Genomic DNA, 11,256 nt, shown 5'->3' with positions numbered 1-11,256 from the left:
ATCATTTACTGAATTTTAATATGAGGATTTACTTATCAATTTGTGTTCTCTTTTCAACCATTTCACTTTTCGGACAATCAGATTCGAAGAAGATTAGTCTTTGGGCAACTTATTACTATATACCAACTTTAATGCATGATGAGGATGGCATTGATCTCTTGGATAAGAAAGAAAAAAAGACAGGATTTAAATTAGATTCATGTGATTGGTGCAATGCGGCTATTGAGGGTACAGTTTTTATCAAGAAGGAAAATAGAACTTATGTATTCAATTATGCTGGCCGCTCTAAAAAAATGCAATATGATTGCAGGCAATGTTTTAAATATAAGAACTATGAGGATTATCTAAATTCTGGTAAAGTGCTTTGGGAATTAAGTAGTGGATTTGGAAAGGGATGTAAGAACTATAATTTAGTGCCCTTTATAACAATTGCTGTCGATACTGCAATAGTCCCTATTGGTTCTGTTATTTACATTCCAAAAGCAAAAGGTGTTAAGTTTATTGATGCGGATGGGAGGTTAGTTGAACATGAAGGGTATTTTTTTGCAGGAGATGTAGGTAGTAAAATCAAGGGAAATCATATTGATGTTTTTCTCGGTTCTTCAACAGAAAATCCTTTTGCTTTTGTTAAATCTAATCAGGACGAGACTTTTGAAGCATATTTAGTAACAGATAAAAATCTAATTGTAAAGTATGTTAACCTGCATAAATAAGAAAAGGAAACGAAAATAAAATATTTAGTGTATGTGAAGCAGATGAATAGTTTACATCTACTTCACTCTATTGAATTCAATTGTTTTTCCAAGAAATTCAAACCCCATAAATCCTCTTAGATTAAGTTTATTTCCAGAGACAGTTATTTTGCAATCATAAAAATTTCCACTGGTAAAATCGTACATTTTTCCATCTACATAAGCGCCTTTATTGAATCTCAGTTTTGTAATATATACAATTCCTTCTAAGCTTCTGCTGCGTAGTTTCGGATCATTATTTTTAATATCTTTTTTAAATGTTTTACCATCAGCTTCAAGTGCTGCTTTGCTGAAGAGTAACTTGGCCTGATATTCATTTCCTGATTTAAAAATTTCCATTTTATTATCATCCTTTGCTTCAATCCATGTACCTATAATATCATCTGTAGGATTAATCATACTTGTAAGCATGAGAAGGAATACGCCCATTGTTGAAGTCGCAACAGCTTTTGATAAGGTAGTTCTTATTGACATTTGGTTTTTAATTTTTGGTTATACTAAACTCATTTTATAGAATTAGCCATTTTTTGATGCGAAATCTAATCAAAGCTTTGTTTGTAATTTTTGCGTTAATTTAAAATAATTTATGGAGTCTCGTTTCTTATAAAGATATTTTTTTAAATATAAGTTGTTATTAATCAGTGTTAAAACATACGGTAGGATTCAAGATAACGGACAGGGGCCAAAAGATAGATTACGGTATTCCTACAAGGAATTAGCGATACAGACATTGATCATTATAGTTGTTGCAAAAACTCCTTCATCCGTATCGATTATGGTAGACGGACATAGTTCCGTATGATACAGTATTTTCAGTTCAAATTATTTTATACAAGTTTCAATAACTCTTTGCAGATTTCACTAATTAAAGAGGCTGTCTTTTAAAAGGCAGCCTCTTTTTTATGCGGTATGCATTTTATTTATTTCAAACTCTTAAATCTCAATAGACGATTAGAGGGGGCAATAGACTTACTTCAGAGAATAATCGGCATCAATTTTCACAGCTATTATTTCTGCAATTTTATGAAAAACTATTTCAGGAATTTCAATTTTATGATCTACAAGCTTAACATTGAAATCAGCTTTCAAATGAAGCTGAAGTGATTCGTTTACTGTAATGGTAGCATTTATAATTCTATTCTGTTCTACTCCATGAATGGTAAGCTTTCCGGTTACAGTGACATTGTAATTTCCTGGTTTCATCAAGTCCACATTTTCATTAATTATTCCTGAAAATGTTGCTTTAGGATATTTATCGCTTTCCATGTATTTCTCATTGAAATGCTCTTGCATAAGAGCATTCTTAAATTTAAAGCTATTGATCATTACAAGTGCTGCGGCATTCCTGTTTACTGGATTTATGGCCGACGACATGGCGGTAGAATGAGCATCAATATTTTCAATCGGAGTTTCCGAATAAAAACTGATATTTCCATTGGAAGTTTTATAAATCTTATTTTGGGTCTGTGCCTGTACTTCTATCCTTACCAGTATGGAACAAGATACCAGAAGAATAAAGATTAAATTTTTTACCATTTTTTCTCAGTTTTAATTTTGTCTTTTTGTCTTTTTGCACTCTTGCTCAATCCAAATACTCTTGAAACATTGAATCCCAATCTTATTTGCCCTTTATCCCATTTGCTGGTGGTGTATGGAATTAATTGTACTTCATTAATTGCAAAAGAATTTGTGACAAATATCTGGAAAACGTGTCCTCCGGTTTCAAGATCCAATCCTACACTTCCACTGTTATGGTAAATATCGGATTGATTTTGGGTATATTTAGTAAGCCTGAAAATGTATTCACCGGTCAGGGAAATACTTCTTGTGAATTTGTATCTTCCTAATACCCCCAATGCTGCCATATCATTCTTATCACTATTGCTTATTACCATATTGTAATGAATGAATGTTGGTGATAATTGTAATGTAAGTTTCTCATTGAATTTCCTTGCGACCATAAGTTGGTACATATAAGCAATCCTTGAGCTGAATTTTTTATACTTATCTACCCCCGTAACTATTTTATTAAGATCTTTATCTGCTGAGATATTCATCGTCACCAATCCAGTTAGGCTAATAGGCATATTATTATCCATGGTTTGTCTAAGTATTCGATATTTTAGAAAACCATCTACTAGTTTTCCATAAGAAGATCTTCCTATACCTATAGTGAACCTATCTGTGATTGAATAATCTAATCCTAGTCGAATAGTTGCAGGTCCATCTAGTCCCCAGAAATTGGAAGCTCCAGTACTGAAATCGGAGAATCTGTGTGATATTCTAAAATCCAGAGACCCTTTTCCTAATGTCTCAATTGTATGCAAATTGATTAATCTTGTCCCTTTGAAAGATGCGAAGATTAATTGTTTGGTTTGGGGCTGTTCGTTTTCAAGACTGTTCAATAAATCTTCCTGGGCCCAAAGCTTCAATGAGATATTCAATATTAATATTACAAATACAAGTTTTTTCATAATCACTTTATTAATTAATTATTGTGGCTCTTTTGCATCAATCCATTTTTGCAATTTTTCGATCTGACATTGAGGGATTGAAGAGCCTGGAGGCATTGGCTGGTATCCTCCTTTATGAAGGACAGCTCCCATCAGAGCTCCTTTTTGAGCCTGTTCAAGAACTGCTTCATAGTTATCGAGAATTACACCTCCGGAAGCAATATCGCTGCTATGACAGGAGATACAATTACTTGATAAAATATATTTGACAGAAAGGTTGTATGTACTTGCTACTGAACTGTCACAAGGATTATTATTAAGAGTCTGTGGATATAACTCTTCAAACTTGTCATAATTACACCCATTCACTATTAATGTGAATAGAAGGACAAATAAGATATGGTAAATATGTTTCATAAAACTAAGTTGATTTTAGTGTCTTGCAAGATTCTAAAATAAATAAGAGTATGCTCACACTATGACTATTGATGAGTCAGAGGTGATCAGAGTTTTTCAACTATCGTAATTTCACTAAATTGATTTAAAATAAAGTTACCAGAATTCATATTTAAAAACATTCCTGTATAAATTATAGGAGTTTTGTGATTGAATCCTGGAACTTTAATCAAACTCTTTTTTTATTTTCTTCCTCTATAAGACTTATTAAAACTAAGAGCGAGGATTTCATTTATTCGCTCTTACAAAACTATTCTAGTTGAAAAAATTAATTGTTCTGAGCACCTGCATCAATCCATACTTTTACCTTTGCTATATCGCAGTCGGATAACTTTGGATTGTTTTTGGGCATTGGAGGTACTCCATCTGCATGGGTTATTACCTTATATAGCTTACCGTTTGCAGCTAATCCCTGCAGTGTGGCAACATCACCGAGGTTCATGGGAGTAGTGGCCCCATGGCAGACTATACAGTTGTTTGAAATGATTGGCTTGATAACATTGCTATATGTTACATTAGCTGTGTCGCAGATGTTATCCGGCGAAGGGGTGTCTTTCTTCTCATCTTTACATGAGTAAAAAGAAATTGATATTAAAAATAATAATGCTAGTTTTTTCATGTGTTTACTGGTTTGGATTAATTTTTTATTTGTACTAAAAGTTGAAATTGGACGCGGAGCAGCTTTAATCGTCACAAAACCCTTTCTAACTTAAAAATACCTCCGATACAGTATGACAAAAGCTAGTTCTATTAATTGCATGTTTAAACAATTAAAGCCTAAATTAAATTCTTAATTCTTTAATATTCAACTTTTAACCAATATTTTTTTTAGTACTTATATTTGGGTAACAAGATGATGTAATTGTTTGAATGAGTATTTTTGGATTATAAAATATATTTCCATTATCCCTTAAAGCATGAATAATATTAAAGATTCTGTTCGCTTACTGTTTAATCTTTCAGAAGAAGAAGTAAATATTTTCCTTTCAGAATTTACTAAAAAGGAAATAAAGAAAAATGAAATTTTTATTGCTGACGGGGAAATTTGCAACAAAGTAGGGCTTATTGAGAAGGGCCTTATGATGTGTGTTTATAATAAAAATGGTAATGAAATTATTGAAGAATTCGCTTTTGAAAATAGCTTTATAACGAATTACTATAGCTATCTAACCTGTAAACCATCTGAGAAGGAGATAAGATGTATTGAAGATACAATTGTGCATGTGATTACAAGGCAAGGGCTGGATAAACTGGGTAATGAGTATCAATTTATCAGAGACATGGCAAGGCAAATGAATGAAAGGTTATTTTTAAGAAACCATGACAGAGTTAAATCTCTTTTGCTGGATTCTCCTCCTGAAAGATATCTTCAACTCGTCTCTCAAAGAAAAGATCTTGCGCAAAGAATACCTCAATATTTAATAGCATCGTACCTTGGTGTGACTCCTGAAACAATCAGCAGAATAAGAAATAAAATAAGTACAGGGCTTTATTGATTTTGATCAAGAAATGAGCAGCCTGCTTCAGTTAGATTTGTTCATTGTTAGTTTAGGACTTAAATCAAAATTAAATGAATCAGGTTGAAATTTTGCTGAAGCAAACGGAAGAAACTTATAGTTGGGTTAACAGACTTATTGGTTCTATACCGTACGAAAAATGGGATATCACTCCGGAAGTAATTGAATCAAACTTTAGCTGGCAGGCTGGACATCTTCTGATGAGCTTTTATTTCCATTCTGTGATGGTTATTGCAGGACATCAGATGGATATTATCCGTCAAATACCCTTAAAAGATTATGACGAGATTTTTACAACAGGAAAACCAGAAAATACAGTGGGCAAATTCAAGCCCGATCAGTTAATGAAACAACTAATGCTTGTTGAGTTAAAGTCATTGGAAATTATAAAGTCTTTATCGGATCATGATTTGAGCGGGGCATTGTATCCATCACCAGTTCTGCATCCAATAGCATCAAATAAATTAGAGGCTTTGGACTGGAACATAAAACATGCCATGTGGCACTGCGGACAATTGGGGATATTGAAACGAATCGTTCATGAACGCTTTGATTTTGGATTAAAAAGAAATGGGTGAAAAGGTCTATCTTCTTTATGATTAAGTGTCAATTAATTTTTAGAGATAAAAACATAAATTTGATCTGAATTTTAATTTCTGATCAATAATGAGTTCAATAAAAGGCCTGGAGGATTGGATTCTCGATAAAAGATTTCCCGATGAAAAGAGGAATGTTCAAGTTTCAATCCATCCGAAGTATATAGATATTAAAAGTATTTATAACTTATCTCCAAAAGAGAGAAAAGCGAAGGTTGCTGAGGATAGAAAACAAAAGATTGAAAAGATTATGAAGTTGAATTTATTTACTTCGTATGAAGTAACAGGCTCTCCCGGAAAACCTAGTGGTTTAAAAGCAATCATACCATTTTTGGTATTGTCCAAATTAAATAAGATTCAATCAATAGCTTATTTTACTATTAATAAAATTGATAAAGCAAAAAGAAAGGTATTAAAAGCTTCTACTAATTTTTATTGTGTTAAGATGACAGTAGTAATCGAAGTTGAAAAACAGAAGAAAGGGATACAAACGATAGAAGACAGAATGGTATTGATTAAAGCAAAATCTTTTGATGATGCTTATAAAAAGATGGAAAAGGTTAAGGATAAAAAAGTAGAGCCGTATTTAAATATTCACGGAGAACTTGTGCGGTGGCGTATTGAAAGTCTTGATGATTGCTTTGTGACGGATATAAATACACCGGAAGAGCTGAATAATCCAGGAGGCGTGGAGGTATATTCAAAACTAAAAGGAAGGCGCTTAACGAAAGATAGAGTCTGGAATGGTGAGGTTTGATTTTTTAGAAAAATAGAATATCTGCAATAAAGTTTTAGGGTTGATAATTAGCCATTTGTCCTTATTGTCATAGTTCTGGAACATTAAGCTTTTTACCAGAATTTCGGAAAAATACATATATTGCTTACTTAGCACGGATATGAGATGTTATTTCCGCAGCTTAAAGACTCTATTTCAGCATAAACAATGATCAAGAATTTTTTAAAGGACAAGTTCTTAATAACTAAAATAAGAAGCAGATTTAATCCATCTGTGCAAATTTCCCAAAGGCAATTATTTCATTACTATCAAGATCGTATTTCCAATAAGGAAAATGTGAAAATCGCTGATACGGGCTTCAGAGTTTTTTCCCAATTTGAAGAGGATGGAAAGTTGTTGTTCTTATTTGCTGCGATAGGAATGGATAATAAAGTATTCGTTGAAATAGGATCTGATGATGGAGTCAATAGTAACTCAGCTAATCTATATTTCAATTTTGGCTGGCATGGATTATTTATAGACGGAAATCCCAAGAGTATCAAGCGTGGTAGAAAGTTCTATGATAAATATCCTCATCCCTGGTTTTATAAGCCAAAGTTTGTTTGTTCAAAAGTAAACAGAGAAAATGTAAACAAACTTATAGAAGATGCAGGGTTTAAAGGGGAAATAGGTTTGCTGTCTATAGATGTTGATGGAAACGATTATTGGATCTGGGATGCAATTTCTGTCGTATCTCCAAAAGTTGTGATCATTGAAACACATGTTGAATTTGGTTTAAATAACATTGTTGTTCCTTATGATCCTGATTATTCATATCCGGGAAAACATCCGGTATATCATGGAGCTTCACCGGTGGCTATGACCAAACTAGCAAAAAGAAAGGGATACCGACTGGTAGGGGCAAATGAATTAGGATTCAATTTTATATTTGTGAAAAATGGAATTGCTGATGAGGCAATCCCTGAGGTTTCAGTAGAGTCAGTGCTTTCACATCCATCTGTGGCAGAGTGCTACAAAGACTTTGAACCAATAAGAGACTGGAAATATTTGGAAGGATAATCAAGGATTGTCCTTTATTTATTTTATTTTTAAAAGAAGATCTGAAGGCTAATTTTCATTTATTTATCATCCGCAATAATTTTTGATAATATGAAATCACATTTAAACTCACTGATTATAGGTGTTTCGATCATTTTTACTGCTCTGATTTTTGCGAATGCTTTTAAGAACAGAAATAGAAGTAGTGAAATTATCAGCGTTACAGGCCTTGGAAAGAAAGACTTTGTGTCTGATCTGATAGTATGGAGTGGTTCATTTTCAAAAATTAATCCAAACCTTAAAGAGGCTTATGCTGCGCTAGATAAGGACAGAGAGAGTATTAAAAACTATTTGATCTCAAAAGGAATAAAAGAATCTAATATTATATTCTCTGCGGTTAACATAGATAAGGAAATCGATGAAGTCTATGATGATGATGGTAATAAGACTAAAACAATATTTATAGGATACAGGCTAAAGCAGGACGTGCAAATAGAGTCTGCGGAGGTGGATAAGGTTGAAGGGATTTCAAGGGAAGTGAGTGAGCTTATAAATTCAGGTGTGGAGTTCTATTCCAAAAATCCACAGTATTATTACACAAAGCTTTCTGAACTTAAAATAGAGATGATAGCAGAGGCAACGAAGGATGCAAATATTCGCGCTATGAAAATAGCAGAGAATGCAGGGAGCAGTATTGGACATCTTAAAAATGCTGACCTAGGAGTATTTCAGATTGTAGCTCAGAATTCATCAGAAGATTTTTCATGGGGAGGTTCTTTTAATACTTCTTCCAAAAGAAAGACAGCTACCATTACAGTGAAGCTGGATTATGAAACAGAATGATCACGGCATTTAAGATACAATTGATAAATGCTTCATATAGATAATATACTTACAACTAAAAACAGAAAGTAAAAGATTGCTTTATGAAGTTTAATATTAGTGGCTATTCTACAGCATTATTCTCCACGTGGTATTTTGTAGAAGAGCTTGGGATATTGTTTGATGCTGGGGATGGAGTGGCATCAGCATTGTTACAGAAAGCAAGAAAAGCAGATCACGTTTTTATATCGCATGCAGACAGAGATCATCTGGGAGGGCTTCTGCAGTTCAATCAATTAAATGCGCGGGAAGGATATCCTATACTTCATTATCCGGCTCATTGTGGCTCTTTCCCCGCCATAGAGGAGTTTACTAAGAAATTTGATCCGCATGTAAAAGGCACAGTCTGGAAAGCGGTTATTGAAGATGAAGAAATTCAGATAGCGGATTATCTGATTGTTAAAGCTATCAGAAATGAGCATGTAAAAGCGGATAAAGGAATACACAAGAGCTTCAGTTATAAAGTCTATCAGACTAAAACAAAATTAAAGACTGAATATGCTTCACTTTCTCAAGATAGGATCAAACAGCTTATATCAGAATCTGGCAGAGAAGCGCTAAGTGAGGTAGTCCGGACAAATATTCTTACCTATTCAGGAGATACGCCGGTTGATGACTATGCAAAGTGGGACAAGTCAAAAATCCTTATTCATGAAGCTACTTTCCTTGGAGGAAAAGATGAAGAAAGAATAAACAAGCATGGAAACAAACATAGCAACTTGGATGAGGTTATAAAGATGGTTTCTGAAATCAATATTGAAACATTGATTCTTGGCCATTTCTCTTCAAGGTATTCAAATGAACAGATTGATGAAGAAATAAAAAAGCTGTGTAAAGAATATTCTATAAAAGTCCCTGTATACAGAGTACTTCCCGGACAAATACACAGAGATATACTTAGAAGTCAACCTATCAATCAATAGCTTAAAAAATGTAAAAAAATGAAAAGGAAGAATTTAGTTAGAAATAAATTGCTTTTTCATTTCATAAAGAAAATCTACCAGGTCAATGTTTTTCGTCCAAATGTTGTTAATGTTGTATTGATTATAATCGGACTTCTGTATTAGTTTAACCATCTTTAAATAAAGATTGTCGGAATTACCCCTTACGATTGTCGTTTACAATATATTCGAATTTAAGGTTTTAAAGTAATTTTGTGTCAATATATTAATCTAACCAAAAGACTATGAGCAAAGAAACAACAACCCCGATATCTGTAACCGTAGAGGCTTTGGTAAAAGCACCTGTAGAGAAAGTTTGGAAAACCTGGAATTCACCTGAGGATATCACCAAATGGTGTCAGGCATCTGACGATTGGCATGCACCTTATGCTGAAAATGATTTGCGAAAAGGTGGAAAGTTTAAGACCAGAATGGCAGCAAAAGATGGCAGTTTTAGCTTTGACTTTGGTGGAGAATATACCAACGTTGAAACCAACAAAGTGATAGAATACACCATGGGAGATGGTAGAAAGACAAAAGTAGTGTTCTCTGCACAGGGAAATGAGACTAAGGTAGTGGAAACATTTGATGCTGAATCTCAAAATCCTGTAGAAATGCAGAAGCAAGGCTGGCAGGCGATTCTGAATAATTTTAAGAAATATACTGAATCAGTTTAATAAAGAGCCTAATCGCTTATCTACTGAAGGTTGGTATAGGTACTGTTCCATAAAGGTTTCATAATTAATTTATGAGACCTTTCTTTTTTTGATCATCCTTGGTATTTTTAATAAATCAATAAGTAAAGACTTTTATCGTTTAGCTTTAAAGCCATTTTTTATGAAGCCTAAGATAGGTATCCCCAATCCTTGTCATGAAGACTGGGAGAAGATGAAGATCGGTGTCCGGTCCAGATATTGCATTAGTTGTAAAAAGGATGTTACAGACTTTAGAGGAAAGTCCAGACAAGAAATACTCGAGTATCTTATTTTAAATTACAATAAACAGGTTTGTGGTAGATTTTATTCTTCTCAGCTTGATTTTTCTTATGAGGATTTTGTAGTCACAATTAAGGCGCTTTCTAATCAGCATCAGAATTCTAATCTTGCCTTTTACCTTTTAACATTTGGGGCATTAGTCTTATCTGGTTGTGAAAATAATTTTAAAGTTGAGAATAAAAGAGAGATCATTGCTGAGAGCTCTTCAATAGCACAAACATCTAAAGTGCTTAGTGATTCTTCAGAATTAAAGAAGGTTAATTCAGATCCTGATAATGGTGCAATAAAAAAGGAAGTTTCGCAACAAATATTAAAAACAACTCCGAAATGTATTGAAAGGGACGAGGTGATTGAGGTACCAATTGAGATTACGGGAATTGTAGCGCTTCCTCCGGATACAATTACTCCAAATGAAGGCCCATACACACATGTCGAGCAAATGCCGGAGTTTAAAGGTGGGTTTGAACTGATGATAGCATATATTCAACAAAATCTTAAGTATCCAAAGTGGGAGAGACAAAATAAAATAGAGGGTATTGTTTATGCGACTTTTGTAGTTGATAAAAATGGTAAAATCAAAGATCCGAGAATTCTTAAATCAGTAGAAGGTTCGCGGAATTTTGACGGTGAAGTATTACGTCTGATCCATGAAATGCCAGATTGGGAAGCCGGCAGTCACAATGGAGAGAAAGTAGACGTGGTATTTAATCTGCCTGTCAATTTTAAACTTGAATAGCATAATTGGGTAAAAAGTAGCTATTTTCGGGTTGTTTACGACACTTTTTTTTCATATGTTTACTAAATAAGACATCTAGTCCTTTCCTGATTTCGTATTTTCTCAGAATTAAAATTAGGAAATAATTGTTTCAAGAGGTTTCCAGGTATATTTT

General features: G+C 33.5%; 14 protein-coding genes. 9 read left to right on the top strand and 5 right to left on the bottom strand.

Features of this window, described 5'->3' with window-relative positions; translation table 11 throughout:
* Positions 1 to 20: 20 nt before the first annotated feature.
* Entirely contained in the window at positions 21 to 713 is a 693-nt protein-coding gene (locus J7604_RS18015; RefSeq protein ID WP_293898614.1) for a 3D domain-containing protein, read from the top strand.
* 57 nt (positions 714 to 770) lie between these two features.
* Here the strand turns inward: J7604_RS18015 and J7604_RS18010 are convergent, their stop codons facing one another.
* The 5 genes from J7604_RS18010 to J7604_RS17990 all read right to left on the bottom strand — a co-directional run bounded on the left by J7604_RS18010 (position 771) and on the right by J7604_RS17990 (position 4,280).
* The gene (locus J7604_RS18010) at positions 771 to 1,226 is read right to left on the bottom strand and encodes a DUF2147 domain-containing protein (RefSeq protein WP_293898611.1); all 456 of its coding nucleotides are present in this window, start codon (positions 1,224 to 1,226) and stop codon (positions 771 to 773) included.
* 495 nt (positions 1,227 to 1,721) lie between these two features.
* Entirely contained in the window at positions 1,722 to 2,288 is a 567-nt protein-coding gene (locus J7604_RS18005; protein WP_293898608.1) for a YceI family protein, read from the bottom strand.
* Positions 2,282 to 3,226, bottom strand: a complete 945-nt coding sequence (locus J7604_RS18000) for a DUF5777 family beta-barrel protein (RefSeq protein WP_293898605.1) — start codon at positions 3,224 to 3,226, stop codon at positions 2,282 to 2,284. The genes J7604_RS18005 and J7604_RS18000 overlap by 7 nt, the downstream gene beginning before the upstream one ends.
* Before the next feature lie 18 nt (positions 3,227 to 3,244).
* Positions 3,245 to 3,622, bottom strand: a complete 378-nt coding sequence (locus J7604_RS17995; protein WP_293898602.1) for a c-type cytochrome domain-containing protein — start codon at positions 3,620 to 3,622, stop codon at positions 3,245 to 3,247.
* Positions 3,623 to 3,929: 307 nt separating this feature from the next.
* A complete protein-coding gene (locus J7604_RS17990; RefSeq protein WP_293898599.1) occupies positions 3,930 to 4,280 on the bottom strand; it encodes a cytochrome c in 351 nt (116 codons plus the stop codon).
* A gap of 298 nt (positions 4,281 to 4,578) precedes the next feature.
* Here J7604_RS17990 and J7604_RS17985 point away from each other — a divergent pair, with 298 nt between their 5' ends.
* The 8 genes from J7604_RS17985 (at position 4,579) to J7604_RS17950 (ending at position 11,102) form a co-directional block, all read left to right on the top strand.
* A complete protein-coding gene (locus tag J7604_RS17985; RefSeq protein WP_293898596.1) occupies positions 4,579 to 5,157 on the top strand; it encodes a Crp/Fnr family transcriptional regulator in 579 nt (192 codons plus the stop codon).
* 74 nt (positions 5,158 to 5,231) lie between these two features.
* Positions 5,232 to 5,756, top strand: coding sequence for a DinB family protein (locus tag J7604_RS17980; protein ID WP_293898593.1), 525 nt, complete (start codon positions 5,232 to 5,234; stop codon positions 5,754 to 5,756).
* A gap of 88 nt (positions 5,757 to 5,844) precedes the next feature.
* On the top strand, positions 5,845 to 6,531 hold the full coding sequence (locus tag J7604_RS17975; RefSeq protein ID WP_293898589.1) for a DUF4288 domain-containing protein: 687 nt from the start codon (positions 5,845 to 5,847) through the stop codon (positions 6,529 to 6,531).
* A gap of 186 nt (positions 6,532 to 6,717) precedes the next feature.
* Positions 6,718 to 7,569, top strand: a complete 852-nt coding sequence (locus J7604_RS17970; RefSeq protein ID WP_293898586.1) for a hypothetical protein — start codon at positions 6,718 to 6,720, stop codon at positions 7,567 to 7,569.
* Positions 7,570 to 7,659: 90 nt separating this feature from the next.
* On the top strand, positions 7,660 to 8,391 hold the full coding sequence (locus J7604_RS17965; RefSeq protein WP_293898583.1) for an SIMPL domain-containing protein: 732 nt from the start codon (positions 7,660 to 7,662) through the stop codon (positions 8,389 to 8,391).
* 83 nt (positions 8,392 to 8,474) lie between these two features.
* Entirely contained in the window at positions 8,475 to 9,353 is an 879-nt protein-coding gene (locus J7604_RS17960) for an MBL fold metallo-hydrolase (protein ID WP_293898580.1), read from the top strand.
* A gap of 263 nt (positions 9,354 to 9,616) precedes the next feature.
* A complete protein-coding gene (locus J7604_RS17955) occupies positions 9,617 to 10,048 on the top strand; it encodes an SRPBCC family protein (RefSeq protein ID WP_293898577.1) in 432 nt (143 codons plus the stop codon).
* 160 nt (positions 10,049 to 10,208) lie between these two features.
* On the top strand, positions 10,209 to 11,102 hold the full coding sequence (locus J7604_RS17950; protein WP_293898574.1) for an energy transducer TonB: 894 nt from the start codon (positions 10,209 to 10,211) through the stop codon (positions 11,100 to 11,102).
* The last annotated feature ends 154 nt before the right edge of the window (positions 11,103 to 11,256 follow it).

The sequence above is a fragment of the Sporocytophaga sp. genome (genome assembly GCF_017745095.1).
Classification (GTDB): Bacteria; Bacteroidota; Bacteroidia; order Cytophagales; family Cytophagaceae; genus Sporocytophaga.
Note: the sequence above shows the minus strand (reverse complement) of the source record. Positions and strands in the feature narration are given on the sequence as shown.